Origin of the sequence: Streptococcus sp. HMSC068F04, assembly GCF_001837455.1 — a bacterium.
Taxonomy (GTDB): Bacteria; Bacillota; Bacilli; order Lactobacillales; family Streptococcaceae; genus Streptococcus; species Streptococcus salivarius_D.
Map to the genome: position 1 here is coordinate 33,477 of NZ_KV832514.1, position 26,291 is coordinate 59,767.

A 26,291-nucleotide genomic window follows, 5' to 3' on the forward strand; every position below is an offset into this window, starting at 1 on the left:
TAATTTTATGGAAAAAGTTCGTAGTTTTGGGATATCTTTTATTAAGTGGCGTTACGTAATTGCCCTCTTTGCTCTTTTTTGTTCAGTAAGTTTAAATCTTAATGGTAGTTCAATTGCTAATTGGAATAACTTTGGTGTTAGAGAAACCGTTTCAGGTGTCCAGTCTGAAACAAAGACGGTTGATGATTATCAAGGTTTTCAAAAATTAAAGTTATGGGTTCCATCGCTAGATCGTACGGATGATACTATTATAGGTAGTCCTAGACCAATCAGATCTGATGAATGGTTAGTTCAAACACCTTTTTACTTATCTCAGGTAAAAACAGGAAATCATTTTACAAATCAATCCTATCAAGTTTCAGGTCAGAATATGATGATGGCTTATAACGTTTCATCCTGGCACATTTCAACGATAGGGAAACCATTTAACTGGGGATTTCTTTTCTTAGGAGCGTCTAGAGGGTTATCTTGGTATTGGAGTTTTAAAATTATAGCAATGCTACTATTAGCTTATGAATTTGCTATGATTTTAACCTCTAAGCGTAAGCTATTATCAGCTGTATCAAGTTTTTGGATAACTTTCACACCAACAGTACAATGGTGGTTTATGCAACATCTTGGCGATGTGGTATTCTTTTCATTATTGATAATGGTGTCTATATATCATTATTTTAACTCTGAAAAGAAAGTGTTCAAAATATTAATGGCAATAAATTTGATAGTTGCTCTTATTGGGTTCCCGTTAATTATATATCCAGCATTCCAAGTCCCCTTTGCTTATATTATTCTATTATTTACAGTAATACAGTTTTTCAAGGCATTAAGAAATAAAAAAGTTAAACTATTTGACGTGATTGTTATTGCATTAACTTTATTTGTTTCGCTTATGATAGATGCAATAACTATTTATCAAAGTTGGGATGCAATATCAGCAACTCTTCATACAGTATACCCAGGAAAAAGAATTTCCGTTGGTGGGGAATATACTTGGAAAAATTTAAGTGATTTCTTATATAATATTGTTCTGCCATTTAAGGCACCTCAAGTGAGTAACCAAGTTGAACTATCAAGTTCATTTAATTTCTTGCTTTATATACTTCTGATCTTGCCTTTTGTTATTAAGAGGAAAGATATAAATAAAAATATCTTTGGGATTGTCTTAGTAGTTTATTCACTAATGCTGATGCTTTATAGTATAGTTGGTATACCAACGGTACTATCTAAATTGACTTTGTTTAGCTATGTACCATTTTCGAGGTCGTGGCAATCGATGTCAGTAATTGCAGTTTTTGCTTCGATATGGTTTATATCCTTTATATGGGATAAATTAGAGAGAGTAAATTTAACTAAAATTTTACCATCTTTATTCACTGTCACGATACTTTACTTATACAGAGGACTAACAGATGATATCTATAAGAATTATTTAGGAAGGTTTACATCTGTTATTTTAATTGTGATTATGTTAATTGCTTTTATTTGTATTCTTTATAGAAAAAAACGAGTATTCTATCCTATTATGTTAGCCATTATAATTGTGGGTGGATTGACTATTAATCCGGTTACACATGGCATAGGTGCTATTGAAAATAAATTACTATCTCATGAAGTTGAAAGCATTGTAGGAAAAAATCCTAATGCGATTTGGATGTCTGATTCTACAAATCTCTATCACTTTGTTCAAATGTTTGGTGCTAAAAGTATAGATGGTGTTAGATTTTATCCCGATAGACAACTTATGACTAAAATTGATAAGCAAAATCAATATGAAGATGTATGGAATAGATATGCACACTTAAAATATTCATTAACGAACGAGAACACATCTATGACTACACCAGTTCCCGATAATGTAAATATTAACTTAAATATAAATGAGTTAAAAGACTTAAATGTAAAATATATTTTGACAACTAGAGACTTAAATAAAGAATTTGGTTCGTCATTTACAGAGATTTATCAGGATAATGATAATAATAGAATCTTTGAATATTTGAATTAACTTCCCCCTCCCACTTACGAATAGGTAAGTAGGAGGTTTTTTCTTATGTATAGTATTGTATCTGAGGAGGCGGGGCTTTTGCCTCGTGAGCGACTCTTACAGAAGGGAGCAGAGGTTTTATCGGACCAGGAGCTGTTGGCGATAGTGCTGCGGACAGGGACCAAGTCTGAGTCGGTCTTATCTATGGCTAATCGTATTTTGAAAGGGATGACGAGTTTGGCGGATTTGTCTCGTTTGTCTTTGAATGAGCTTCAGAAGATTCCTGGTATTGGGCGTGTGAAGTCTATTGAGCTGAAGGCTATGGTGGAGTTGGCTAAGCGGATTGAGAAGGCCGAGTTGGCTCGTTCCGAGCAGATTATGTCCAGTCAGCAAGTAGCCCGTCGTATGATGTTGGATATTGGGGACAAGCCTCAGGAGCATCTGGTGGCTATCTACTTGGATACGCAGAATCGTGTTATTCAGCAGAAGACGGTCTTTATTGGTGGTGTTCGTCGTTCGATTGCTGAGCCACGTGAGATTTTGCATTATGCTTGTCATCTGATGGCAACGTCCCTGATTGTGGTTCACAATCATCCATCGGGTGAGGCCTATCCGAGTCGAAATGATATTGATTTTACGCAAAAGATTAAGCGGTCTTGCGATGATTTGGGGATTTGTCTGCTTGATCATCTGATTGTTGGCAAATCGACCTATTATTCTTTTCGTGAGGAGAGGGAGGATTTTGAGCTTTAGATTGAGGCGATGTGATAAAGACAAGAGAAAAGCAACTGAGTGCAGTCTCAGTTGCTTTTAAAGTTCGTTAACAACGTATTGAAAGAGTTTGAGGTCTTCTTCACGTTTGTCTAGGAGAAGCTCTGGGTGCCACTGGACACCAAGGAAGCGAAGGTCTGGTGTATTTGACTCAACGGCTTCGACAGTGTTGTCCTCAGGATCACGCGCAATGACACGGAGGTCAGAGGCCAAGTGTTTAATACTTTGATGGTGGAAGGAGTTGATAGAGGTTTCACGTCCGTAAATTTCTGCCAACTTACTGTCCTCTTCAACAATCATCTCATGGTAGAGGTAATCAGAAGGCTTGTCCTGCCAGTGATTCTCGATGTCTTGGTGGAGACTACCACCTAGTGCGACGTTCATGAGTTGAGTTCCACGACAGATTGAAAAAATGGGTTTCTTTTGCTTAGTGGCTTCTTCGATAAGTGCCATTTCAAAGATATCACGTTCGAGGAAGAAGTCATCTTCACTGGCATGGTTCTTTTCGTTGTAGAATTTAGGGTCAACGTTTTGCCCACCGATAAGGATGAGCTTGTCAATCATGGAGATATAGGTCTTGGCTTCCGATGGATCGGATACGGGTAGTAGGATTGCTAGGCCACCGGCTCTTTGAACTCCTTCTACAAAGCCAGATGGGGCATAGGACCAGTTGATGTCTTCATGGGCTGGATTAGGCCTTACATTGGCTGTGATTCCGATAATTGGTTTAGTCATTGTTCCTCCTTGATTTTTCTTCTTCTTTCATGAAATAGAGTAGGGTTTGTAATTCGCTAGTCAGGTCTACGTATTGGACCACCACGTGGCGTGGAAGATTGAGGTTGACTGGAGAGAAGCAGAGGATGCCTTTAATTCCAGCATCAACCAAAAGATCAGCCACCTCCTGAGCCTTAACTGATGGCACTGTCAGGATGGCTGTTTTGATATCTTCTTGAGCAATCTTGTCCTTAATTTGGGAAATCCCATAGATAGGAATATTGTCCTCAGTTTGAGTTCCAACCAGTTCGTTATCGTCTGTATCAAAAGCCATGACCAGCTGCATGCGGTTACGCTCTTGAAAACGGTAGTGGAGGAGGGCACGCCCGACATTCCCAACACCTACGAGAAGTACCTTGGTAGTCGCATTGTCATTAAGGAGTTCAGCGAAAAATGTCATTAGTTTGTTCACGTCATAACCAAAGCCACGACGACCTAGCTCACCAAAGTAGGAGAAGTCTCGACGAACAGTAGCAGGGTCAATCCCAATCGCTTCAGCAATTTGTTTAGAGCTTGCTTTATCGATATTTTCACGATGGAATCGTTTGAAAATACGATAGTAGAGAGAGAGACGTTTGGCAGTGGCGTTTGGGATGTTTTTCTCAAATGTCATTGATCGCTTTCCTTTCTTCAATTAGTATGATTCTCTTATATTTTAAGAAAAGTTTGTGAAGATTGCAACAAAATAGTATAGATGAGGCGATATAAAAAACCTATCACAAGGATAGGCTATTTCTATGTAGTAAGAAAAAATTTAGACTTCTTCTTGTTCGAAAACGTTACGGTCAACCAAACTCTGCATCAAGAAATAGAATTTCTCTTGCAAGATGTGATGATCTTCATTTTTAAAGATATTAACGTTACGAAGACCAGATTTATCTGTAATTGACAATTTGAAACCAGTCAAGTCTTTGTTAATAGTGATTTTAAGTGGGAAACCTTCGCCTGAGTTAGGCACTTTTTCGAGAAGGCGGTGCAACTCGTAGTTTCCAATTTTATTTTGCACAAAAGTCGTATCACGTAGGGTGAATTTTTTGACATTAGGACTGATGGTGTAACGGTATTTACAGTCAGTCAAATGAATGCTTTTTTCAAATGCCATGTTGGTCTCCTATGATTTGATTAAGTTTTTCTGCTAGGGCTTGGAGTTCTTCAGCAGTATTTTCCTCTGATAAACTAATGCGGATAGCTGTTTTTAGTTTGTCAGAATCCTTGCCATAGAGGGCCTGGATGACGTGGCTAGGGTCAACAGTTCCAGCAGTACAAGCAGAACCCGTTGAGACGGCAAAGCCAGCTAGGTCTAACAAGGTTAAGAGAGGGCCATTTTCCTTACCAGGAAAACTGATGTTGATGACGTGAGGTAGACTAGATCCTCCACCATTAATTTCATAAGGAACGGTAAGGGTATCTAGAAAGGCCTGACGAATCTTTTCAATATGCTGGTAATTGGCTTGGTAATTCTCGCTAGCATTCTTATAAGCAGCGGTCATACCTGCAATACCGACCAGATTTTCAGTACTGGCACGACGTTTTTCCTCTTGCTCTCCACCATGGAGTAGGTTGTCAAAATGCAAATCGTTATGATAGAGCAAGCCGACACCTTTAGGTCCGTGGAATTTATGGGCACTAATAGAGAGAAAATCAGCTCCAAGTTGCTCTGGGTGAATAGGAAGTTTTCCTGCTACCTGCACGGCATCAACGTGGAAGGCAGCTTGGTGATTGGCAAGCAAGTCACCAAGTTCCTTGATAGGAAGCAATTGGCCGGTCTCATTATTGGCATACATAACAGAAACTAGAATAGTATCGTCACGTAAGGCATCAGCGATTTGTTGGGCAGTAATGACTTGATTTTCTGGTTGAATATAGGTTACTTCAAAACCAAAACGCTCTTCCAAGTAGGCCATGGTGTGAAGGACAGAGTGGTGTTCAATAGCAGTTGTAATCAGGTGCTTACCTTTAGCTTGATTGGCTAGGGCGTAACCTTTGATAGCTGTATTGTTTCCTTCGGTCCCCCCAGAAGTGAAAATGAGCTTACGAGTAGGGACTTCAAATTGTTTGGCCATTTCTTCACGGGCTTCACGAAGTTCCTTGGAAGCTTGACGACCATAAGCATGGAGGCTGGATGGATTTCCAAAGGTTTCAGTCATGACATGTGTCATAGCTGAAATAGCAGCAGTATTTAAAGGAGTTGTTGCTGCATTGTCCAAATAAACCATAGCTTAGTCCTCGTGTGCTGTATATGCAAAGAGTGGACTAAGTGGTTGACGTTCGAAGATACGAGTAGTAGCGTTAGCGATTAGCTCACTTGCTGAAATGTATTTAACGTTTGTAGGCACTTTTTCTTTAGTCGCAACTGAATCTGTTACCAAGATTTCTTTGATTGGAGCAGCGTTGAGGACTTCGGCAGCACCTCCTGCAAAGAGACCGTGACTAGCAACTGCATAGATGTCTTTAACGCCACTACGTTCAAGGATTTTAGCTGCTTCAGCAAATGTTTTACCAGTATTAAGGATATCATCAACCAAAATTGCTGTTTTTCCTTCAACCTCACCGATGATGTAGCCTTCTTCGCGTTCTGAATCATCTTGAGCGTAGTCAATGATAGCGATTGGAGCATCAAGGTATTCCGCCAAGCTACGAGCACGTTTAACACCTGAGTTTTTAGGGCTAACAACGACAACATCACTTCCTGTGAATCCTTTTTCGTTGTAGTATTCAGCAAACAATGGCATTGTGAAGAGGTTATCTACTGGGATATCGAAGAAACCTTGAACTTGGACAGCGTGAAGGTCAAGTGTCAAGACACGATTGACACCAGCTTTAACCAGCATATTGGCAATCAATTTAGCAGTGATTGGTTCACGTGAAGCAGCGATACGGTCTTGACGTGCATAACCAAAGTAAGGCATAACCACGTTGACAGAGTTAGCACTGGCACGTTTGCAGGCATCAATCATGATGAGCAATTCCCAAAGGTGGTCGTTAACAGGGTTGCTTGTAGATTGGATGATATAAATATCGTCCCCACGAACAGACTCTTCAATGTTGATCATGATTTCACCGTCAGAAAATTGACGTGAAGATACTTTACCAAGTGGCAATCCAGTAGCCTCAGCAATTTTTTTAGCAATTTCTGGGTTTGAGCTGAGCGAGAACAATTTCAATTGTGGGTTTGCTTTTTGATGTACCATGACGATGGTGACTCCTTTAAAAAAATAAGATGCTAAGCCCAGTTAGGGCTATTGTAATAAAACTACAGATAGTTCTATTTTAGCAAAAAGAAGCAGAAATTTCAGCCATCAAAGTATGATATTAGTGAAAAATACCGAACCTTTGTTAGATAAAATTCTTTTGTATGCGTTTTTAGAGAAATCTATTCCCCTCTGGAGTTCTAAATGCTTGTGGTATTTAACGCTGCATGTGTTTAAACATAAAAAGACAAGGAGCCAACTCCTTGTCTAACTTTTAGTCTTTGTCTCGTTTGAGGGTAGCTACAAAGCGTGCAACCTTACTCTTGGCATACTTAAAGTCAATATTATTTTCTTTAAGGAAGGCATCAAAGTCGTCTTTACCTTTCTCGGCATCCGAAACTTCTAGTTCAAGCTCGTAGTCTTTCTTATCGGCATAGACATTGACATCGAGGGCCATGAGGCCGATGTTGGTCTGATACTCGCGACGGGTAGTGGTCAAATGCCCGAGGATGGTTAGGTCCTCAAGTTTAACCCCACGTTCCAGAAGAATGGATTTGATCTGACAATCAGGAAAGTCCAACGACTTAGTCAAAGCCTTAGCATCCGAACAATCCATGGTAACGTTGTACTCCATGTTTCCGACTTTTTCAGGGATCTTCAAGGTCAGCTCACCATGAGTGGGAAGCGTCCTGATACGCAAGGAGAGTTTTTTATTTCTCATGTCACTCTGAGGAGTGTCAATGTAGTAGTTGGTTTGCGTAACAGGTGTCACATGGGAGAAAAGCATCGCTAAACGATTGTACTCGTCTTTGGTGAGTAGAGTCTTGTACTCTATCTCTAAATGGTTCATGTGTGTCCTCCCTTGTGCTTTCAAATGTGGTATAATATAACAGATTGTATTTATTTTATAAAAAACTAAAGCTTTTGACAAGGAGGAGTCCTATCTTGACCATGGATTGGGAACAATTTTTAGACCCCTATATTCAGGCCGTAGGTGAGCTCAAAATCAAGCTCCGAGGCATTCGTAAACAATTTCGTAAGCAAAATCGTCACTCGCCTATTGAATTTGTGACGGGACGTGTGAAGTCAGTGGCTTCCATTGAGGAGAAAATCGCCCTTCGTGGCCTTTCGGTTGAAAATTTGGCTCAAGATATGCAGGATATAGCTGGTCTCCGAGTCATGGTCCAATTTGTCGATGATGTGGATGAGGTTTTAGCTTTGCTACGTCATCGTAGTGATATGACCATTGTTTCAGAGCGTGACTACATCAGAAACCGTAAACATTCGGGTTATCGCTCTTATCATGTTATCGTCTCTTATCCTGTTGATACCATTGATGGTCGTAAGGAGATTCTTGCGGAGATTCAGATTAGGACTCTAGCCATGAACTTTTGGGCCACCATTGAACATTCCCTTAATTACAAGTATCAGGGGAACTTTCCAGAGGAGATTAAACTTCGTTTGGAAACTACGGCTCGTATGGCTTATGAACTTGATGAAGAAATGCGTAAGATACGTGATGATATTAGAGATGCCCAGTTGCTCTTTGATCCAATTAACAGAACTTTGAAGGATAGTGTAGGAAATAGTGATGACACAGATGAAGACCTCTTCGGATGAGATGAAGGTAGCTATTATTGCCAATGGTAAACCCCAAAGTAGGCGTGTGGCCTCAAAACTTTTTAATGCCTTTCGAGATGATCCTGATTTTTATTTGACCAAGAAAAATCCAGATGTGGTCATCTCAATTGGTGGTGATGGCATGTTGCTATCGGCCTTTCATATGTATGAAAAAGAGCTTGCTCGTGTGCGTTTTGTAGGGATTCACACAGGTCACTTAGGCTTTTATACGGATTATTTGGACAGTGAAGTGGATCAATTAATCGAGACGCTTCGAAAAGACAGTGGTGCTAAGATTTCTTACCCTCTTTTGAATGTCAAATTGACCCTGGCTGACGGGCGTTCTTTTACGTCGATTGCCCTCAATGAAGCAGCCATCAAGCGTAATGAGAAAACCATGGCAGCAGATGTTTGCCTTAATGATGTCTTGTTTGAGAGCTTCCGTGGTGACGGGCTGTCGGTGTCAACGCCTACAGGATCAACGGCCTACAATAAATCTTTGGGTGGTGCGGTCCTTCATCCTACCATTGAAGCTTTGCAACTGACTGAGATTGCCAGTCTAAATAATCGTGTGTACCGTACCTTAGGAAGTCCCCTTATTGTGCCCAAGCATGAGAAGATTACGGTTTATCCTACCCGAATGGGAAGCTACACTCTATCCGTTGATAATAAAACCTATACCAACCGTAATGTGAAAAAGGTAGAATTCTCAATTGACCAACGTAAGATTTCCTTTGTGGCTAGTGCCAGTCATACCAGTTTCTGGGAACGGGTACGTGATTCCTTTATCGGAGACATGGAAGAATGAGATATGAGTTTACAGTAGGGCGTTCTTGTCGGGTCAAGACCTTTTTGAAGGAACATGATATTTCTAAAGGGCTACTGGCCAAGATTAAGTTTGAGGGTGGGCATATTTGGGTCAATGGCGAGGAGCAGTTTGCGACTTATCCTGTCCATGAAGGAGATGTGGTTGCCATTGAAATCCCTGATGAGGCACCGCACGAGACCTTGAAGCCTATTCCTTTTGACTTGGATATTGTCTATGAGGATGATAACTTCTTGGTGATTAATAAACCTTATGGCTATGCCAGTATTCCAAGTGTTAACCATGACAATACTATGGCTAATTTCGTCAAGCATCACTTCGTTAGCAACAATTATCCTAACCAGCGTGTGCATATTGTAACACGTCTGGATAAGGACACGTCTGGTCTCATGCTGTTTGCTAAGCATGGTTATGCCCACGCGCGTATGGATAAGCAGTTGCAGCAGAAGTCTATTAAGAAACATTACTATGCCTTGGTTGAAGGTGATACCAAACTTGAGGAGCAGGGAGAGATCATTGCACCGATTGCGCGTGATGTGGATTCCATTATTACACGCCGGGTTCATAAATCAGGGAAATATGCCCATACAAGCTATCGCTTGGTAGCTGATTATGGTCGAGTGAAGTTGGTTGATATCAATCTTCATACCGGACGTACGCACCAGATTCGTGTGCACTTTGCCCACCTAGGTTTGCCTCTTTTGGGAGACGACCTTTATGGTGGTTCTCTAGATTATGGTATTAAGCGCCAAGCCTTGCATTGTCATCGTCTTGCCTTTATCGATCCGTTCACCAAAAAAGAGATGGTCCATGCGTCTTCCTTGACAGATGATTTTGAAACCGTTATCATGAACTTACAAACTAAAAAAGATTGATTGAGGATTATTTATGCGTAGTCTATTTGGTGAACTTCGTGAACGTATTGCAGGGAAAGGTGTTAAGATTGTCTTCCCTGAGGGTAACGACGACCGTGTGGTTCGTGCTGCTGCCCGTTTGAAATTTGAAGGATTGGTGGATCCTATTATTTTGGGAGACCCAGCTGAGGTTCACAAAATCTTGAGCGATCTTGGTTTTGCAGACTTTAACTATACGATTATTAATCCTGAAACCTATGAAGGTTTTGAGGAAATGAAGGAAAAATTTCTTGAAATCCGTAAAGGAAAAGCAACAGTCGAAGATGCAGAGAAATTGCTTCGTGATGTGAACTATTTCGGTGTTATGTTAGTTAAACTCGGTCTTGCTGATGGAATGGTTTCAGGTGCCATTCACTCAACAGCGGATACGGTACGTCCTGCCCTTCAAATTATCAAAACAAAACCAGGCATTTCACGTACATCAGGTGTTTTCCTTATGAACCGTGAAAATACCGATCATCGTTTGGTGTTTGCTGATTGTGCGATTAATATTGAGCCAAATTCTCAAGAATTGGCAGAAATTGCAATTAATACTGCTGAAACAGCTAAAGTTTTTGGTATTGATCCTAAAGTGGCCATGCTTAGCTTCTCAACAAAAGCTTCTGCTAAATCGCCAAAAGTTGACAGGGTAGTAGAGGCAACAAATATTGCTAAAGAAATGCGTCCTGATTTGGCTATTGATGGGGAGTTGCAGTTTGATGCAGCCTTTGTTCCAGCAACAGCAGCGATTAAGGCTCCAGATAGTAACGTAGCAGGACATGCTAATGTCTTTGTCTTCCCAGGTTTGCAAGCAGGTAACATTGGATATAAGATTGCCCAACGTTTGGGAATGTTCGAAGCTATCGGTCCAATCTTGCAAGGTCTTAATAAACCTGTTAACGACCTTTCACGTGGGGCTAGTGCTGAAGATATTTACAATTTGGCGATTATCACAGCTGCTCAAGCTCTTAATGGCTAATTTTTACTTAAAAACAGAGGTTTAACCAAGGTGTTAGACCTTTTTGTTTTATGCATGACGAGTGATTAAAAATAAATTGATTGAAGTGGCTAGAAATCTAGGAAATACAAGGGGTTGTTGAGTTTATCGTGTTTTATCATGTAAAATACTTGTGCAAATTGTCTGACAACGACTGTTTTTCTTGATTATTTATGCTATAATGAAAGAGTAAAATTTTATTTTTTGGAGAAATCTTATGAAAAAAAGCAAATGGTTAGCCCTTGCGGGTGTGGCACTCCTCAGTGTAGGTGCCTTAGCGGCTTGTTCTTCTAAGTCAAGTACTAGTGGAACGACTTATGGTTATATTTATAACTCAGATCCTGAAACTTTAGACTATATCACGTCAAATACTGGACCTACTAAGACTGCTGTAACTAATGGTGTAGATGGTCTTATGGAAGCTGATAAATATGGGAACCTTGTTCCTTCTGTAGCTGAAGATTGGTCAGTTTCTCAAGATGGTCTTACCTATACCTATAAAATCCGTAAGGGTGTTAAATGGTACACTTCAGATGGTGAAGAGTATGCTGATGTGACTGCTAAGGACTTTGTGACTGGTCTTAAGCATGCGGCTGATTCCAAAGCTGGAGCCCTCTATTTGGTACAAGATTCTATTGCAGGCTTGTCTGACTACCTCTCTGGTGCCAATAAAGATTTCTCAAATGTAGGTGTCAAAGCAATCGACGATCACACATTGCAATATACCCTTAAAAAACCAGAACCATACTGGAATTCTAAGACAACCTATGGTTTGCTCTTCCCGGTTAACGAAGACTTTCTTAAGAATAAAGGAAAAGATTTTGGTAAGTCAACAGACCCAACCTCTATCCTTTATAACGGTCCTTTCCTTCTTAAATCTTTGACAGCTAAATCATCTATTGAGTTGACTAAGAATGAAAATTATTGGGACAAGAAGAATGTACACTTTGATGCCATCAAATTGTCATATTATGACGGTTCGGATCAAGAGGCTCTAGAACGTGGTTTCACGGATGGTGCCTATAGTTTGGCTCGTGTCTACCCAACGAGTTCTAACTATGCTTCAGTTGAGAAAAACTATAAAGATAATATTTATTACACAGCACCAGGTGCATCTACATCGGCTATTGGTGTGAATATTGACCGCCAAAGCTATAAATTCTCAGCCAAGAAGACGGATGCTGAAAAGACATCAACTAAGAAGGCTCTTCTAAACAAAGACTTCCGTCAATCAATCAACTTCGCAATTGATCGTACGGCTTATCAATCACAAATGAATGGTAAAGATGGTGCAGCTCTAGCTCTACGTAACCTCTTTGTTCCTTCTGATTTTGTCAGTGCAGGTGATAAGACCTTTGGAGATCTTGTAACAGAGAAAATGTCCTCTTATGGTGATGAATGGTCAGGTGTAAACTTTACTGATGGTCAAGATGGCCTCTACAATGCTGAAAAAGCTAAGACTGAGTTTGCCAAAGCTAAGGAAACTCTCCAAGCAGATGGTGTTCAATTCCCAATTCACTTGGACCTTCCTGTTGACCAAAGTTCTAAAATCAATGTTGCTCAGGCCCAATCTTTGAAACAAACCATTGAGCAATCATTGGGTAGCGATAATGTGGTTATCGATGTTAACCAATTATCATCTGATGACATACAAAATGCAACCCTTAACGCGGCTAATGCAGCGGCAGAAGACTGGGATATTTCAAACGGTGTCATTTGGGGTCCAGACTATCAAGACCCATCAACTTACCTTGATATCTTTAAGACAACTTCAAGTGAAAATACCAAGACTTTCATGGGGTATGATGATCCAAACAATGCTGCCGCAGCTCAAGTAGGTCTTAAAGATTATGACGCCTTGCTTGATTCAGCAGCTTCAGAAACAACAGACCTCAACGCTCGTTACGACCGTTATGCTCAAGCCCAAGCTTGGTTGGAAGATAGCTCTCTTGTCATTCCATTGACTGTTGGTAACGGTGCAGCACCAGTTATCTCACGTTTGACACCATTTACGGGTGCTAGCATGCAAGTGGGTGATAAGAACTCATCAGACTACTTCAAATATGTGAAACCACAAGAAAAAGTAGTTACTAAGAAAGAATATGAACAAAGTCGTGAAAAATGGCTTAAAGAAAAGAAAGCATCTAACGAAAAAACTCAAAAAGATCTTGAGAAACACGTTAAATAATATTCTTGAGGAAAAGGCAGTTTGCCTTTTTCTTTTGTCCAAAAAGGGCTTAACTCTAGTGTTTTCTTGGTTTGTAAATGTGAGAAAGTCAGTATAAGACAAAATATTCTGAAAATTGCACTCATCTTATTTTTTATGGTATAATGTAGGCATATAAAAAAGATTTTTTGGAGAATGCTTATGAAAAAAAGTAAATGGTTGGCCCTTGCGGGTGTTTCCCTCCTAAGTGTTGGGGTTTTAGTGGCTTGTTCATCAAAATCAAACACTTCAAGCAATACTTATAACTATATTTATACTGCTGATCCTGAAACATTGGATTACCTTATTTCCAATAAAGGTTCAACGACTGACGCTGTGACAAATGGTGTCGATGGCCTTTTGGAAAACGATAAATATGGTAACTTGGTACCTTCTATTGCCAAGGACTGGACTGTTTCAGCTGATGGTTTGACTTATACTTACAAACTTCGTAAAGGAGTTAAATGGTATACTTCAGACGGTGAAGAGTATGCAGAAGTAACAGCTAAAGACTTCGTAACAGGTCTTAAGCATGCTGCTGATAAAAAGACAGAGTCAATTTACTTGGCAAAAGATTCTGTAGTAGGTCTTGCTGATTATTTCAATGGTACTGATAAAGACTTCTCTAAAGTTGGCGTTAAAGCACTTGATGATTACACTCTTCAGTACACGCTTAAACAACCAGAACCTTACTGGAATTCTAAGATGACTTATTCTCTCTTCTGGCCTGTAAATGAAGAGTTCCTTAAGTCAAAAGGGGATAGCTTTGGTAAATCAACAGATCCATCATCTATCCTTTATAATGGTCCATACATCCTTAAGTCATTGACAGCTAAATCATCTATTGAGTTGGCTAAAAATGAAAACTATTGGGATAAGAAAAATGTCCACTTCGATGGCATTAAACTTTCTTTCTATGATGCATCAGACCAAGAATCGCTTGTTCGTAATTTCACTGATGGCGCTTATAGTCAAGCACGTCTATATCCAACAAGCTCAAACTTTAATTCAGTAGAAAAACAATATAAAGATAATATCTTCTATACACAACCATCTGCAGATATTGGTGGGGTTGGTGTTAATATTGACCGTCAGTCTTACAACCATACATCTAAGAAGACTGATGCTGAAAAAGATTCAACTAAGAAAGCTCTTCTTAACAAGGACTTCCGTCAATCAGTTAACTTTGCTATTGACCGTACAGCTTATTCAGCACAACTTAATGGTGAAAAAGGTGCAGCACTTGCTGTTCGTAACCTTCTTGTGAAACCTGATTTTGTTTATGCTGGTGACAAGTCATTCGGTGATTTGGTAACTGAAAAGATGCCTTCATATGGTGACGAGTGGTCAGGTGTTAACCTTAAAGACAGTCAAGATGGTCTTTTCAACGCTGATAAGGCTAAGACTGAATTTAATAAAGCTAAGGAAGCTCTCCAAGCACAAGGTGTTCAATTCCCAATTCACTTGGACCTTCCTGTTGACCAAGCTGCAAAACCAACTGTAGCACGTGCACAATCTTTGAAACAATCTGTTGAAAAGACACTCGGTAAAGAAAATGTGGTTGTAGACGTTCATCAAATGTCTCAAGATGATCTTCTTAACAGTACTTTGTATGCAGCTAACGCAGCAGCAGAAGACTGGGATATCAATATTTCAGTTGCTTGGGCGCCTGACTACGAAGACCCATCAACATTCCTTGATATCTTCAAGACAACAGCTAGTGAGAACACAAAAACTTACATGGGATTCGACGATCCTAACAATGCAGCAGCAGCTCAAGTAGGTCTTAAAGACTTTGATGCTTTGGTTGATAATGCAGCTAAAGAAACAAGCGATCTCAACGTACGTTATGAACGTTATGCAGAGGCACAAGCTTGGTTGGAAGATAGCTCACTCTTCATGCCACTTATGGTTAACAAGGGGGCTGCTCCAATGGTAGCTCGTTTGACACCATTCTCAGGTGCTTACTCTCAAGTAGGACCTAAGGGTTCTGACAGATACTTCAAGTACCTTGAGCCTCAAAAAGATGTTGTCACTAAGAAAAACTATGATAAAGCCCGTGAAAGCTGGCTTAAAGAAAAGTCTAAGTCCAACGAAAAAGCTCAAAAAGACCTTGAGAAACACGTTAAATAAAAGGACGATGGAACTTTCTCATTAGATTGGGAAAGTTCTTTTGGAATTAAAGGAAGAGACATGAAAAAATACATTTTATTGAGAACCCTCCGTTCTCTATTGTCAATATTTGTCGTGACGGCCTTGACCTACACGATTATCTATACCATGGTGCCGAGGCGTTTGATTTTCAGACAGGACCCAAACTACAACAAGATTGCTAAGACAGCTGATTCTAAGGCTAACTATGAAAATACAATCTATGAACGTATGGGTTACATTGATTACTATGACACCAAGGAGTTGCAGGAGAAAGCTAGCTCCCTTGATAAGTCAGTAACCACTAAGCCAACAAAAGAAAATAAAGCTATCTACCAAAAATATGTGGATAGTTTAGGACGTGGCTGGCGTTTGCATCAGTTCAAGCAAAGTAAACAATTCTATGCGACACGTGATGTGCCAGTACTTGAACGTGTGTTTGGCTTCTATACGCACCTCTTTGAATTTGACAATACTGGATGGGTTAAAGATAAAACAAATCCAAACTTGAAGCGTTACATCCGTATTGAAAATGATCCAGCTATCGGTTGGTCAGTTGTCGGTTCAGGAACTAAGCATAAATATTTGCTTTACTTTAACGGTCAGTTCCCATTTGTTCACCAAAACTTTGTGAAGATGAACCTTGGTACCTCTTACCCAACTTATGCTGAGCAAGGTGTTCTTGATGTTATTACACAAGGCCAAGGTCAAACACAAAGCTCTGAGGTCAACTTCCCTACTGGTAAGAAGATATCTTCAGTAGATATCTACTCTCGTACTTATAAATCACCAAGTCAGGCTGATGCTAGAGACCGTTCTTACTATGGAAATGACCCATACACAGCTACCAAGAGTCGCTACCAATACCCATCAATGGTGACAAGTTCTGCCATTGCAGGTTTGATTGGTTTGGTCTTGTCTTATGCCTTGGCAATTCCATTGGGATCATACATGGCACGCTTTAAAAACACACTCTTTGATAGTGTGTCAACTGGTGTCTTGACTTTCTTGCTTTCACTACCAACCATCGCCTTGGTTTATATCATCCGTTTGATTGGTTCTGAGATTGGTCTTCCAGATTCCTTCCCTATCTTGGGTGCAGGTGACTGGCGTTCATACGTCTTGCCATCTGTTATTCTCGGTCTCTTGTCAACACCAGGTCTTGCTATTTGGATTCGTCGTTACATGATTGACTTGCAATCACAAGACTTCGTTCGTTTTGCACGTGCCAAAGGGTTGTCAGAACAAGAAATTTCGAATAAACACATTTTCAAAAATGCTATGGTTTCCTTGGTTTCAGGAATCCCAGCATCTATCGTTAGTGTTATCACAGGGGCAACTTTGACAGAAACAATCTTCGCCTTCCCTGGTATGGGTAAAATGTTGATTGACTCTGTTCGTGCTTCAAATAACGCTATGGTTGTGGGTCTTGTATTTATTTTCACAGCCCTCACCATCTTCTCATTGCTTGTGGGTGATATCCTTATGACTATAATTGACCCACGTATCAAATTGACATCTAAAGGAGGTAAATAATGGCTTCAATTGATAAAAGTAAGTTCCAATTTGTAAAGCGCGATGATTTTGCCTCTGAAACAATTGATGCACCAGCTTATTCTTACTGGAAATCAGTGATGCGTCAATTCTTTAAAAAGAAATCAACAGTAGTAATGTTGGGGATCTTGATTGCCATCGTTTTGATGAGTTTTATCTATCCAATGTTCTCTAAATTTGACTTCAATGATGTCTCAAAAGTAAATGATTTCAGTTTGCGTTATGTACATCCAAATGCTCAATACTGGTTCGGTACTGACAGTAATGGTAAGTCCCTCTTTGATAGTGTTTGGTTTGGAGCTCGTAATTCTATCCTTATTGCTGTTATCGCTACCTTCCTTAACGTTGTCATTGGTTTGCTTGTAGGTGCTGTTTGGGGGATTTCTAAGACCTTCGATATGATTATGATGGAAATCTACAACATCATCTCAAATATTCCTGCCCTCCTTGTAGTTATCGTCTTGACTTACTCATTGGGTGCTGGTTTCTGGAATATGATCTTTGCCATGACTGTCACAGGTTGGATTGGTATTGCCTATACCATTCGTATTCAAATCATGCGTTACCGTGATTTGGAGTACAACTTGGCTTCTCGTACACTGGGAACGCCAACTGCTAAGATTGTGGTTAAAAACATCATGCCGCAACTTGTGTCAGTTATCGTAACTATGGCTAGTCAACTCTTGCCAGGATTTATCTCTTACGAAGCCTTCCTTTCATACTTTGGTTTGGGGCTTCCCGTTACGACGCCTAGTCTTGGTCGTTTGATTTCAGACTATGCACAGAACGTTACAGTCAATGCTTATCTCTTCTGGATTCCATTGACTACCTTGATTCTCGTTTCCCTTGCTCTCTTTATTGTCGGTCAAAACTTGGCGGATGCCAGCGACCCACGTACGCATAGATAGGAGTCCAATATGACAGAAAATAAAAATGTAATATTATCGGCTCGCGATATCGTCGTGGAATTTGACGTTCGTGACCGTGTTTTGACAGCCATTCGAGGAGTTTCCCTTGATTTGGTTGAAGGTGAAGTTTTAGCCTTGGTTGGTGAGTCTGGTTCAGGTAAATCAGTATTGACTAAGACTTTCACAGGGATGCTTGAAGAAAATGGTCGTGTAGCTAGTGGTTCTATTGATTATCGTGGCCAAGATTTGACCAAACTTAAGAGTCACCAAGATTGGGCACCTATTCGTGGAGCTAAGATTGCGACTATCTTCCAAGATCCGATGACCAGTCTTGACCCAATTAAGACTATCGGTAGCCAAATTGTTGAAGTTATTGTCAAACACCAAGGAAAATCAGCCAAAGAAGCTAAAAAAATGGCCATTGATTACATGGATAAGGTTGGTATTCCTGATGCTGAAAAACGTTTCAACGAATATCCTTTCCAATACTCTGGTGGGATGCGTCAACGTATCGTTATTGCCATTGCCTTGGCTTGTCGTCCTGATGTCCTTATCTGTGACGAGCCAACAACTGCCCTTGATGTGACCATTCAAGCTCAAATCATTGACCTTTTGAAATCACTCAAAGAGGAGTATGGTTTCTCAGTGATTTTCATTACCCATGACCTTGGTGTGGTAGCAAGTATCGCTGACAAGGTTGCTGTTATGTATGCTGGTGAAATCATCGAGTACGCAACGGTTGAGGAAATTTTCTATGAGCCTTGTCACCCATACACTTGGAGCTTGCTTTCAAGCTTGCCACAGTTGGCTGACGATAAGGGTGAGCTTTTCTCTATTCCAGGGACACCACCATCACTTTATACACCAGTTGTTGGAGATGCCTTTGCCTTGCGTTCAGACTATGCCATGCAAATTGACTTCGAGGAAAAAGCACCACAATTCCAAGTTTCAGATACTCACTGGGCTAAGACCTGGCTCTTACATGAGGATGCACCAAAAGTTGAAAAACCTGAGGTTATCCAAAATCTACATGAAAAAATCCGTACTAATATGGGATTTGCACATTTAGGAGATGAGGAGGAAGGCAATGCCTGAGAAGTTAGTTGAAGTAAAAGATGTGGAGATTTCCTTCGGTGAAGGAAGCAAGAAATTCGTTGCTGTCCACAATGCTAATTTTTTCATCAACAAGGGTGAAACCTTTTCCCTCGTTGGTGAGTCTGGTAGTGGTAAAACCACTATCGGGCGTGCCATTATTGGTCTAAATGATACAAGTAATGGTGAGATTATTTTTGACGGTAAGAAAATCAATGGACACTTATCTCACTCTGAGAAAAACGACCTTATCCGTCGTATTCAGATGATTTTCCAAGACCCTGCGGCTAGTTTGAATGAACGTGCAACAGTTGATTATATCTTGTCTGAGGGCTTGTATAACTTCCATCTCTATAAGGATGAGGAAGATCGTAAAGCCAAAATCAAGGAAATCATCAAAGAAGTGGGACTTCTTGAGGAGCACTTGACACGTTACCCTCACGAATTTTCTGGGGGACAACGTCAACGTATTGGAATTGCGCGTTCCTTGGTTATGCAACCTGACTTGGTCATCGCTGACGAACCAATCTCAGCCCTTGACGTGTCAGTTCGTGCCCAAGTTTTGAACTTGCTTAAGAAATTCCAAAAAGAGTTGGGATTGACCTACCTCTTTATCGCTCACGACTTGTCAGTGGTCCGTTTCATTTCTGACCGTATCGCTGTTATTTACAAGGGGACAATCGTGGAAGTTGCTGAGACAGAAGAACTCTACAACAATCCTATCCACCCTTACACCAAGTCACTCTTGTCTGCTGTTCCTATTCCAGATCCGATCTTGGAACGTAAGAAAGTCTTGAAGGTTTATGATCCAAACCAACACGACTATTCTGTTGATAAACCAGAAATGGTTGAAGTACGTCCAGGACACTTCGTTTGGGGTAACAAGGCCGAGATCGAGACTTATCGTAAAGAACAAAGTAAATAAGTCTTTTCAATGCAAAAAACCGTGTTCCACAAGGAACACGGTTTTTCTTTAGTCTAAATTTAAGCGTTTGGTCATGATATAGTAGGTACCAAAGTAACTTGCTGCGATGAGAATGAGAGACTGAACTAGACTAATGATATATGACGAGTTATTAATTGCAGTATATGTTGCATCTCCAGTCAAGGCTGTACCGAGTCCAAAGAAGAAACCAATAAAGAATAGGATAGCCTGAATGGCGAAAAAGGCGACAAACCCCATAAGAACTTTGTTAGTATTGAAGAGGTTTCCGATACTAATACAGAGGTAATAGAAAAGGATACCAGCAATCATTGACAAGATTGTAGAAGGGATGAAGAGGTAGAAAGCGCCTATCTCTTTTAGGATCTGGCCAAAGTAGCTGGTAGCTAGGAGGATATCTTTCATATCAAGGCAGAAAGCAGCTATAATTCCAATCGAAAGGAGTATAACGAGTGATGAAATGATATCTAAAATAAAGGCTACCAAGAGTTTCGACAAGATTAATTGGTGAGCAGAAACTGGGAGTGTATTGGTTAGATAACCTTCTCTCCCAAAGACAGTTTTTGCAAAGCGTCTGACAATGAGGACTATTGTTGCTATATAAATGGCTCCCCATACAATAATAGTGGCAAAAGATATCAGTGCGAAGAAAGCAATAAAGAGTGGATTGGGTTCTTCGTGACTGTGTTCAAAGGCAAAAATTATTTTTTGAAGCATTAAGCCCAAGGGGATAGAGAGTAGGATAGCAATACCATAGATGCCAAGATACCACTTGTGGACCGATTGTAATTCATACTTAACTAATTTCCAAAACATGCTCATACCTCCTAGTTGTGGAACATCTCTCTAAAGAGTTTGTCGATAGATTTGCCATGGGCTTGACGGATATTATCAGCATCACCCTGAAGTTCAATCTGACCGTACTTTAAGAAGACAACTTCATCTAGAACGGATTCAATGTCTGCAATCAAATGGGTTGAAATGATAACAGAAGCATCTTCAGAGTATTGGTTGATGATGGTTTTAAGGATGTAGTCACGTGACGCGGGATCGACCCCACCGATAGGTTCATCGAGGAGATAGAGTTTAGCTTCACGACTCATAACCAAAATCAACTGAACTTTTTCTTTGTTACCTTTTGAAAGGTCTTTAAGGCGCAAATCAGGCTGGAGCTTTAAATCTTGCAAGAGTTGTAAGGCAAGAGGATAGCGGAAGTCAGCATAGAAATCTTGGAAGAAGTCCAAGTAGTATTGGATAGTCTTACTTTCATCTAAATAAGTTGTGTCAGGCAAATAAGCCACTTGAGCTTTGGTGATAGGTGATGGCTGAAATCCATTAATAGTTACTAAACCAGAAGTTGGTTGAAGGAGGCCATTCAAAATCTTGATGAGAGTTGTTTTACCACTACCGTTTGGTCCTAAGAGACCAATGATTTTACCAGACGGGATGGACATGGTTACATCTCTAAGGGCTGGAATACCATTATAGGTCTTGGTGAGATTTGTTAGAGTTACAATATCAGTCATCGGTCTATAAGTCCTTTCCTGTTTGTTCGATGTAGTCAGTAATGATGGCTTTGATTTCAGGTGAGCTAAAACCAATGGCTGCCATCTCAGTGACAAAGTTTTTCATGAGACTTTGGGCAATCTCATGTCGTTTTTGATCAATAAGTTTTTCATCTTCAGTAACAAAGCGACCAGAGGTACGGGCAGAATAGACCAGCCCCTCTTTTTCAAGTTCTTGGAAGGCTCTTTGTACGGTGTTGGGATTAACCCCGGCTTCCTGAGCAAATTCCCTTACAGGTAGGAGTTGTTGTCCCATACTCAATTCCTTGGAAGCTATCTTCAGTTTGACGCGATAGGCGATTTGGAGATAGATTGGCGATTTTTCATCAAATGTCCAAGCCATAAGAGACTCCTTTCTAAAAGTATAATAGGATTATTTTTGTACTACCGTAATGATACAACTAAAACACTGAATTTGCAAGTAAAATGCCATATTTTCTCTAATTTCTTTGGCTTTTCCCAAACTTATATTCCTATTTTTGGTACAATAGGGGCAAGTATATTCGACCTGAAGGGAGATTATTTTGAAAATTTTAGCAACAGATATGGATGGTACCTTTCTAGACCATCTTGGTGCCTATGACAAAGCACGTTTGGATAACCTTTTGGATGCTTGTGAAGCTAAAGATTACGTTTTTACCGTAGCTTCTGGCCGAGCCCTCTTGGCTTTGGAAGAGCTTTTTGATGGGTTTGTGGACCGCATTGCGATTATTGCGGAAAATGGGGCCTTGGTTCAGTACAAGGGTGAAGTCTTGTTTGAGTCCAAGCTAGACCCTAAGGATTATTTGGAAATTGCAGATACAACCCTAGCTTTGCCAACTTGTGAGGGAATTCTTTTGTCGGGACGTCGAGGTGCCTATGCACCAAACGATGCAGATCCAGCCTATCTTAAGGCCATGGAACGTTACTATGAAAATGTTATGGCAACGGACCTTGAAGCGGTGACAGATGATATTTTCAAGGTAACTGCTAAGTTCCAAGGAGATACCATCATGGAACGTGGTGACTACCTCAACACGATTTTTGAGGATATGACAGCTGTGACAACTGGCTTTGATTCTATGGATATCATCCTAAAAGGTGTGGACAAGGGCTTTGGTCTCTACCATCTTTGCCAAGAGTTGGGGCGCCAGGCTTCAGATGTTGTAGCCTTTGGTGATAATCTCAATGATATGGAGATGTTGACCTTCGCGGGGCGTGCGGTTGCTACGGAAAATGCGCGTGATGAGATAAAGGCAGTGGCAGATGAGGTGATTGGTCACCATAAAGACGGTGCAGTCTTTGACTACATGGAAGGATTGGTGGGCTCAGATGTCTGAGATTAAATTACTAGCCTTGGACCTAGATGGAACTCTCTTTACTAAGGATAAGCAAGTAACAGCTGAAAATAGAGCTGCTCTGAAGGCGGCAGAAGCTAAGGGAGTTCATGTGGTCATTACGACTGGTCGTCCTCTGCCAGCTATTACTCATATCTTGGAAGATTTGGGCTTGTTGGATGATAAGCACTATAGTGTGACCTTCAATGGTGGCTTGGTTCAGCGTAATAATGGGGATATCCTCATAAAGAAAGAGATGAGTCGAGAAGATTTAAAGCAGATTTATGCTGTCTTTGAACCTCTAGGGCTTCCTATGGATGTTATCAGTGATGGCATTGTCTATGGTGTGCCAAGTAAAGGCAATCATTCTCTCTATCGTCAGGCTAATCCTACCTTGACCTTCGTTGATGTGGAGAGTATTGATGACATTCCTGAAAATATCGTCTATAATAAGGTAGTTACGGTCTGTGAGGAAGCATTTTTGGATGCCCAAATTCAAAAACTACCTAAACAGCTATACCAGAATTTTGAAGTTTTTAAGTCTCGTGAAATTATCCTTGAAGTCATGCCGAAAGGGGTTCATAAGGCTGTAGGCTTGAAACTTTTGTCTGATTATCTTGCCCTTGATAAAAGTCAGGTTATGGCTATGGGAGATGAGGAAAATGACTTGACCATGTTGGAGTGGGCTGGTCTTGGTGTGGCTATGGCAAATGCTGTTCCTAAGGTTAAGGCTGTTGCCAAGGCAGTAACGACAAAAACTAATGAGGAATCTGGAGTGGCTGAGGCCATCCACAAGTATATTCTAGAGAAATAAGGAGAACCAAATGGGTCTATTTGATCGATTATTTGGACAAGAGGAAAACCAGTCACAGGAGACTGTAGCAAATCAGGAAATTTCAGAAACTGAGGCTCTTGATAATCAAGACTTGTCAACAAGTGAAGGGACAAGTGAAAGTCAAGCAGAACAGCTCAGTGAGTCAGCGACTCAAGTAGAAGAGATTTTGTCTACAGAATCTGTTGAGGAAAGCGAATCTACTGTAACAGAAGAAAGTGAAGTAGCGTCTTATGAGGACCTATCTGTTGATGATCAGGCGTCAAGTGAAGCAGAGGGCGTATCAGAGTCAGAAGAAAGCCAAGTCGCTGTGGATAACCACTTCGCAGATGTCATGGCTGATTACTATGCTAAAAAGGCTCAGGTAGCTGCTGCTGCAGAAAAAGGTGAAACGGTCACTTTTGAGGCTGTTCAAACTCGTAAAGTTGAGGAAAAACCTGAAGAAGTTCAGGCTTCAAAAACTGAAACAGAACAAGAAAAATACAATCGTACCCTTAAGAAGACACGTACAGGTTTTGCTGCTCGCTTGAATGAATTCTTTGCGAATTTCCGTCGAGTTGATGAGGAGTTCTTCGAAGAATTGGAAGAAATGCTGATTCTTTCCGATGTTGGGGTTAATGTTGCAACGCAATTAACGGAAGATTTGCGCTATGAAGCTCGCCTTGAAAATGTCAAAAAGACTGAGGATTTGCAACGCTTGATTATCGAAAAACTTGTGGATATCTACGAGAAGGATGATGTCTACAAGGAGCAGATTAATTTCCAAGATGGTTTGACAGTCATGCTTTTCGTTGGTGTCAACGGTGTTGGTAAGACAACGTCTATCGGTAAGTTGGCTCATAAATATAAACAAGAAGGCAAAAAAGTTATGTTGGTAGCTGCTGATACCTTCCGTGCGGGAGCTGTCGCTCAGTTGGTTGAGTGGGGGCGTCGTGTTGATGTGCCAGTAGTGACTGGTGCTGAGAAGGCTGACCCAGCTTCAGTGGTCTTTGACGGTATGGAAAAGGCCCTTGCTGAGGGAGTCGACGTTCTTATGATCGATACTGCGGGGCGTTTGCAAAATAAAGATAATCTTATGGCAGAGCTTGAAAAGATTGGTCGTATTATCAAGCGTGTGGTTCCAGAAGCACCTCATGAAACCCTCTTGGCCTTGGATGCCTCAACAGGTCAAAATGCCCTTAGTCAGGCTAAGGAATTTTCAAAAATTACACCTCTTACAGGTCTTGTCTTGACTAAGTTGGACGGTAGTGCCAAGGGTGGTGTGGTTCTAGCCATTCGCCAAGAGTTGGATATTCCAGTTAAGTTAATTGGTTTTGGTGAGAAAATTGATGATATTGGTGAGTTCCATTCAGAAGAATTCATGCAAGGTCTCTTGACTGGTTTGGTTTAAAAGAGTATTTAAAAAAGAGTGAGTACTGAGAAAAGGAATTCACTCTTTTTAATGGTGTCCTCACCTTGAAAAAAGTCGCTTTTATTGGTAAAATAGTAAGGAAAAACGCATGCTCTGAAAAGTGAGCTGTAACTTAATCACTGAACAACCCCTAAGCCAAAAAAAGAGATGATTGTTTTCTCTTTTTTAAGGTGAGTCATAAGAAGATTTTTAATCTTAGTTTAAGGAGAAGACATGTCTGAACGTGGACTTTTGATTGTTTTTTCAGGGCCTTCTGGTGTCGGAAAAGGAACTGTTCGTCAGGAGATTTTTTCAACACCTGACCATAAATTTGAATACTCAGTATCAATGACCACACGTGCTCAACGTCCTGGTGAAGTTGATGGAAAGGATTATTTCTTCCGTTCGCGTGAGGAATTTGAAGAGCTTATTCGTAAGGGTCAAATGTTGGAATATGCTGAGTATGTGGGTAACTACTACGGAACACCTTTGACTTATGTTAATGAAACCTTGGATAAAGGTATTGATGTTTTCCTTGAAATCGAGGTTCAAGGTGCCCTTCAGGTTAAGAAAAAGGTCCCAGATGCTGTCTTCATCTTTTTGACACCACCGGATTTGAACGAGCTTCAAGAACGTTTGATTGGTCGTGGGACAGATTCTGAGGAAGTTATTGCTCAACGAATCGAGCGTGCGCGTGAAGAAATTGCTCTTATGAGCGAATACGATTATGCCATTGTTAATGACGAAGTGCCTTTGGCTGCTGAGCGTGTCAAACGTGTCATTGAAGCAGAACACTTCCGAGTTGACCGTGTGATTGGCCGCTATCGTAATATGATTTCTGAAAAGAAATTATCAGATAAATAAATTAGAAATAGGTATAGAATTATGATGTTGAAACCCTCTATTGACAAACTTTTGGATAAAGTGCCTTCAAAATATTCATTGGTTATTTTGCAAGCCAAACGTGCCCATGAATTGGCCGCTGGTGCTGAACCAACTCAAGAGTTTACGTCAGTAAAACCAACTCTTCAAGCCCTTGAAGAAATTGAAACTGGTAATGTGACTATTCACCCAGATCCAGAATCTAAACGTGAATTGGCACGTTTGAAAGTGATCCAAGCACGTCTTGCTGCTGAGGAAGAAGAACGTAAAATCAAAGAACAAATCGCTAAAGAAAAAGAAGAAGGCGATAAAATCTAAAATCAAAGTCATGCTTTGGTTTATGAGGAGAGGGGGAGCTGAGGCATAGTGTCTCAGCTTCCTTCTTTATGACGATAATCA

Annotated in this window: 26 protein-coding genes; 17 read left to right on the plus strand and 9 right to left on the minus strand. The window is 40.5% G+C overall.

Features of this window, described 5'->3' with window-relative positions; genetic code table 11:
• Nucleotides 1–7 precede the first annotated feature (7 nt).
• Together HMPREF2571_RS07540 and radC are read left to right on the plus strand one after the other, a co-directional pair.
• The gene (locus HMPREF2571_RS07540; RefSeq protein WP_045772222.1) at nt 8–2,002 is read left to right on the plus strand and encodes a DUF7657 domain-containing protein; all 1,995 of its coding nucleotides are present in this window, start codon (nt 8–10) and stop codon (nt 2,000–2,002) included.
• 45 nt (nt 2,003–2,047) lie between these two features.
• Nucleotides 2,048–2,734: a RadC family protein gene (gene radC, locus HMPREF2571_RS07545; protein ID WP_045768510.1), complete on the plus strand. Its 687-nt coding sequence runs from the start codon at nt 2,048–2,050 to the stop codon at nt 2,732–2,734.
• Nucleotides 2,735–2,791: 57 nt separating this feature from the next.
• On the opposite strand, the gene HMPREF2571_RS07550 is transcribed toward radC, so the two are convergent.
• The 6 genes from HMPREF2571_RS07550 to HMPREF2571_RS07575 all read right to left on the minus strand — a co-directional run bounded on the left by HMPREF2571_RS07550 (nt 2,792) and on the right by HMPREF2571_RS07575 (nt 7,567).
• Nucleotides 2,792–3,487, minus strand: coding sequence for a gamma-glutamyl-gamma-aminobutyrate hydrolase family protein (locus HMPREF2571_RS07550; protein WP_013990214.1), 696 nt, complete (start codon nt 3,485–3,487; stop codon nt 2,792–2,794).
• Nucleotides 3,480–4,139, minus strand: coding sequence for a redox-sensing transcriptional repressor Rex (locus HMPREF2571_RS07555; RefSeq protein ID WP_013990215.1), 660 nt, complete (start codon nt 4,137–4,139; stop codon nt 3,480–3,482). Before HMPREF2571_RS07555 ends, HMPREF2571_RS07550 begins: the two co-directional genes overlap by 8 nt.
• A 141-nt stretch (nt 4,140–4,280) precedes the next feature.
• Entirely contained in the window at nt 4,281–4,628 is a 348-nt protein-coding gene (locus HMPREF2571_RS07560) for a DUF1831 domain-containing protein (protein ID WP_002884733.1), read from the minus strand.
• Nucleotides 4,618–5,742, minus strand: a complete 1,125-nt coding sequence (locus HMPREF2571_RS07565) for a cysteine desulfurase family protein (protein WP_070847599.1) — start codon at nt 5,740–5,742, stop codon at nt 4,618–4,620. Before HMPREF2571_RS07565 ends, HMPREF2571_RS07560 begins: the two co-directional genes overlap by 11 nt.
• 3 nt (nt 5,743–5,745) lie before the next feature.
• Entirely contained in the window at nt 5,746–6,717 is a 972-nt protein-coding gene (locus tag HMPREF2571_RS07570) for a ribose-phosphate diphosphokinase (protein ID WP_070847602.1), read from the minus strand.
• Between the two features lie 274 nt (nt 6,718–6,991).
• Nucleotides 6,992–7,567 carry a CYTH domain-containing protein gene (locus HMPREF2571_RS07575; protein WP_037604672.1) on the minus strand — a complete coding sequence of 192 codons (576 nt, stop codon included), beginning with the start codon at nt 7,565–7,567 and terminating at the stop codon, nt 6,992–6,994.
• A 95-nt stretch (nt 7,568–7,662) separates the two neighbouring features.
• On the opposite strand from HMPREF2571_RS07575, the gene HMPREF2571_RS07580 reads away from it, so the two are divergent.
• The 10 genes from HMPREF2571_RS07580 to HMPREF2571_RS07625 all read left to right on the plus strand — a co-directional run bounded on the left by HMPREF2571_RS07580 (nt 7,663) and on the right by HMPREF2571_RS07625 (nt 19,889).
• Nucleotides 7,663–8,337, plus strand: coding sequence for a GTP diphosphokinase (locus tag HMPREF2571_RS07580; RefSeq protein ID WP_070847605.1), 675 nt, complete (start codon nt 7,663–7,665; stop codon nt 8,335–8,337).
• Entirely contained in the window at nt 8,309–9,145 is an 837-nt protein-coding gene (locus HMPREF2571_RS07585) for an NAD kinase (RefSeq protein ID WP_002884507.1), read from the plus strand. The genes HMPREF2571_RS07580 and HMPREF2571_RS07585 overlap by 29 nt, the downstream gene beginning before the upstream one ends.
• The gene (locus HMPREF2571_RS07590; protein WP_002884380.1) at nt 9,142–10,038 is read left to right on the plus strand and encodes an RluA family pseudouridine synthase; all 897 of its coding nucleotides are present in this window, start codon (nt 9,142–9,144) and stop codon (nt 10,036–10,038) included. Before HMPREF2571_RS07585 ends, HMPREF2571_RS07590 begins: the two co-directional genes overlap by 4 nt.
• Nucleotides 10,039–10,051: 13 nt before the next feature.
• Nucleotides 10,052–11,035, plus strand: a complete 984-nt coding sequence (gene pta, locus HMPREF2571_RS07595) for a phosphate acetyltransferase (RefSeq protein WP_070847608.1) — start codon at nt 10,052–10,054, stop codon at nt 11,033–11,035.
• Nucleotides 11,036–11,270: 235 nt separating this feature from the next.
• Nucleotides 11,271–13,241, plus strand: a complete 1,971-nt coding sequence (locus HMPREF2571_RS07600; protein ID WP_070847611.1) for a peptide ABC transporter substrate-binding protein — start codon at nt 11,271–11,273, stop codon at nt 13,239–13,241.
• A gap of 180 nt (nt 13,242–13,421) precedes the next feature.
• Entirely contained in the window at nt 13,422–15,392 is a 1,971-nt protein-coding gene (locus HMPREF2571_RS07605) for a peptide ABC transporter substrate-binding protein (protein ID WP_060971833.1), read from the plus strand.
• 60 nt (nt 15,393–15,452) lie between these two features.
• The gene (locus tag HMPREF2571_RS07610; RefSeq protein WP_070847614.1) at nt 15,453–16,946 is read left to right on the plus strand and encodes an ABC transporter permease; all 1,494 of its coding nucleotides are present in this window, start codon (nt 15,453–15,455) and stop codon (nt 16,944–16,946) included.
• A complete protein-coding gene (oppC, locus tag HMPREF2571_RS07615; protein ID WP_002886846.1) occupies nt 16,946–17,872 on the plus strand; it encodes an oligopeptide ABC transporter permease OppC in 927 nt (308 codons plus the stop codon). Before HMPREF2571_RS07610 ends, oppC begins: the two co-directional genes overlap by 1 nt.
• 9 nt (nt 17,873–17,881) lie before the next feature.
• The gene (locus HMPREF2571_RS07620; protein WP_013990226.1) at nt 17,882–18,967 is read left to right on the plus strand and encodes an ABC transporter ATP-binding protein; all 1,086 of its coding nucleotides are present in this window, start codon (nt 17,882–17,884) and stop codon (nt 18,965–18,967) included.
• A complete protein-coding gene (locus tag HMPREF2571_RS07625) occupies nt 18,960–19,889 on the plus strand; it encodes an ATP-binding cassette domain-containing protein (RefSeq protein WP_002886847.1) in 930 nt (309 codons plus the stop codon). The genes HMPREF2571_RS07620 and HMPREF2571_RS07625 overlap by 8 nt, the downstream gene beginning before the upstream one ends.
• Before the next feature lie 48 nt (nt 19,890–19,937).
• Here HMPREF2571_RS07625 and HMPREF2571_RS07630 read toward each other — a convergent pair whose 3' ends face one another.
• Genes HMPREF2571_RS07630 through HMPREF2571_RS07640 form a run of 3 tightly spaced genes read right to left on the minus strand, consistent with a single transcriptional unit; the run spans nt 19,938 to nt 21,815 of the window.
• Nucleotides 19,938–20,723 carry a hypothetical protein gene (locus HMPREF2571_RS07630; RefSeq protein ID WP_013990228.1) on the minus strand — a complete coding sequence of 262 codons (786 nt, stop codon included), beginning with the start codon at nt 20,721–20,723 and terminating at the stop codon, nt 19,938–19,940.
• 11 nt (nt 20,724–20,734) lie between these two features.
• On the minus strand, nt 20,735–21,433 hold the full coding sequence (locus HMPREF2571_RS07635; protein ID WP_002884466.1) for an ABC transporter ATP-binding protein: 699 nt from the start codon (nt 21,431–21,433) through the stop codon (nt 20,735–20,737).
• A 4-nt stretch (nt 21,434–21,437) separates the two neighbouring features.
• Nucleotides 21,438–21,815 carry a GntR family transcriptional regulator gene (locus HMPREF2571_RS07640; protein ID WP_002884206.1) on the minus strand — a complete coding sequence of 126 codons (378 nt, stop codon included), beginning with the start codon at nt 21,813–21,815 and terminating at the stop codon, nt 21,438–21,440.
• 181 nt (nt 21,816–21,996) lie between these two features.
• On the opposite strand from HMPREF2571_RS07640, the gene HMPREF2571_RS07645 reads away from it, so the two are divergent.
• The 5 genes from HMPREF2571_RS07645 (at nt 21,997) to rpoZ (ending at nt 26,210) form a co-directional block, all read left to right on the plus strand.
• A complete protein-coding gene (locus HMPREF2571_RS07645; protein ID WP_013990229.1) occupies nt 21,997–22,791 on the plus strand; it encodes an HAD-IIB family hydrolase in 795 nt (264 codons plus the stop codon).
• Nucleotides 22,784–23,602 (plus strand): Cof-type HAD-IIB family hydrolase, encoded by an 819-nt coding sequence (locus HMPREF2571_RS07650; protein ID WP_013990230.1) that lies wholly within the window; start codon nt 22,784–22,786, stop codon nt 23,600–23,602. The genes HMPREF2571_RS07645 and HMPREF2571_RS07650 overlap by 8 nt, the downstream gene beginning before the upstream one ends.
• Before the next feature lie 10 nt (nt 23,603–23,612).
• Nucleotides 23,613–25,010 carry a signal recognition particle-docking protein FtsY gene (gene ftsY / locus HMPREF2571_RS07655; RefSeq protein WP_070847617.1) on the plus strand — a complete coding sequence of 466 codons (1,398 nt, stop codon included), beginning with the start codon at nt 23,613–23,615 and terminating at the stop codon, nt 25,008–25,010.
• A 234-nt stretch (nt 25,011–25,244) separates the two neighbouring features.
• A complete protein-coding gene (gene gmk, locus HMPREF2571_RS07660; RefSeq protein WP_064524112.1) occupies nt 25,245–25,874 on the plus strand; it encodes a guanylate kinase in 630 nt (209 codons plus the stop codon).
• Between the two features lie 21 nt (nt 25,875–25,895).
• Nucleotides 25,896–26,210 carry a DNA-directed RNA polymerase subunit omega gene (gene rpoZ / locus HMPREF2571_RS07665; protein WP_013990232.1) on the plus strand — a complete coding sequence of 105 codons (315 nt, stop codon included), beginning with the start codon at nt 25,896–25,898 and terminating at the stop codon, nt 26,208–26,210.
• The last annotated feature ends 81 nt before the right edge of the window (nt 26,211–26,291 follow it).

Coding starts and splice junctions, on each gene's coding strand:
- HMPREF2571_RS07540 (WP_045772222.1), top strand. CDS start 8: ATGGAAAAAGTTCGTAGTTTTGGGATATCTTTTATTAAGTGGCGTTAC.
- radC (WP_045768510.1), top strand. CDS start 2,048: ATGTATAGTATTGTATCTGAGGAGGCGGGGCTTTTGCCTCGTGAGCGA.
- HMPREF2571_RS07550 (WP_013990214.1), bottom strand. CDS start 3,487: ATGACTAAACCAATTATCGGAATCACAGCCAATGTAAGGCCTAATCCA.
- HMPREF2571_RS07555 (WP_013990215.1), bottom strand. CDS start 4,139: ATGACATTTGAGAAAAACATCCCAAACGCCACTGCCAAACGTCTCTCT.
- HMPREF2571_RS07560 (WP_002884733.1), bottom strand. CDS start 4,628: ATGGCATTTGAAAAAAGCATTCATTTGACTGACTGTAAATACCGTTAC.
- HMPREF2571_RS07565 (WP_070847599.1), bottom strand. CDS start 5,742: ATGGTTTATTTGGACAATGCAGCAACAACTCCTTTAAATACTGCTGCT.
- HMPREF2571_RS07570 (WP_070847602.1), bottom strand. CDS start 6,717: ATGGTACATCAAAAAGCAAACCCACAATTGAAATTGTTCTCGCTCAGC.
- HMPREF2571_RS07575 (WP_037604672.1), bottom strand. CDS start 7,567: ATGAACCATTTAGAGATAGAGTACAAGACTCTACTCACCAAAGACGAG.
- HMPREF2571_RS07585 (WP_002884507.1), top strand. CDS start 8,309: ATGACACAGATGAAGACCTCTTCGGATGAGATGAAGGTAGCTATTATT.
- HMPREF2571_RS07590 (WP_002884380.1), top strand. CDS start 9,142: ATGAGATATGAGTTTACAGTAGGGCGTTCTTGTCGGGTCAAGACCTTT.
- pta (WP_070847608.1), top strand. CDS start 10,052: ATGCGTAGTCTATTTGGTGAACTTCGTGAACGTATTGCAGGGAAAGGT.
- HMPREF2571_RS07600 (WP_070847611.1), top strand. CDS start 11,271: ATGAAAAAAAGCAAATGGTTAGCCCTTGCGGGTGTGGCACTCCTCAGT.
- HMPREF2571_RS07605 (WP_060971833.1), top strand. CDS start 13,422: ATGAAAAAAAGTAAATGGTTGGCCCTTGCGGGTGTTTCCCTCCTAAGT.
- HMPREF2571_RS07610 (WP_070847614.1), top strand. CDS start 15,453: ATGAAAAAATACATTTTATTGAGAACCCTCCGTTCTCTATTGTCAATA.
- oppC (WP_002886846.1), top strand. CDS start 16,946: ATGGCTTCAATTGATAAAAGTAAGTTCCAATTTGTAAAGCGCGATGAT.
- HMPREF2571_RS07620 (WP_013990226.1), top strand. CDS start 17,882: ATGACAGAAAATAAAAATGTAATATTATCGGCTCGCGATATCGTCGTG.
- HMPREF2571_RS07625 (WP_002886847.1), top strand. CDS start 18,960: ATGCCTGAGAAGTTAGTTGAAGTAAAAGATGTGGAGATTTCCTTCGGT.
- HMPREF2571_RS07630 (WP_013990228.1), bottom strand. CDS start 20,723: ATGTTTTGGAAATTAGTTAAGTATGAATTACAATCGGTCCACAAGTGG.
- HMPREF2571_RS07635 (WP_002884466.1), bottom strand. CDS start 21,433: ATGACTGATATTGTAACTCTAACAAATCTCACCAAGACCTATAATGGT.
- HMPREF2571_RS07640 (WP_002884206.1), bottom strand. CDS start 21,815: ATGGCTTGGACATTTGATGAAAAATCGCCAATCTATCTCCAAATCGCC.
- HMPREF2571_RS07650 (WP_013990230.1), top strand. CDS start 22,784: ATGTCTGAGATTAAATTACTAGCCTTGGACCTAGATGGAACTCTCTTT.
- ftsY (WP_070847617.1), top strand. CDS start 23,613: ATGGGTCTATTTGATCGATTATTTGGACAAGAGGAAAACCAGTCACAG.
- gmk (WP_064524112.1), top strand. CDS start 25,245: ATGTCTGAACGTGGACTTTTGATTGTTTTTTCAGGGCCTTCTGGTGTC.
- rpoZ (WP_013990232.1), top strand. CDS start 25,896: ATGATGTTGAAACCCTCTATTGACAAACTTTTGGATAAAGTGCCTTCA.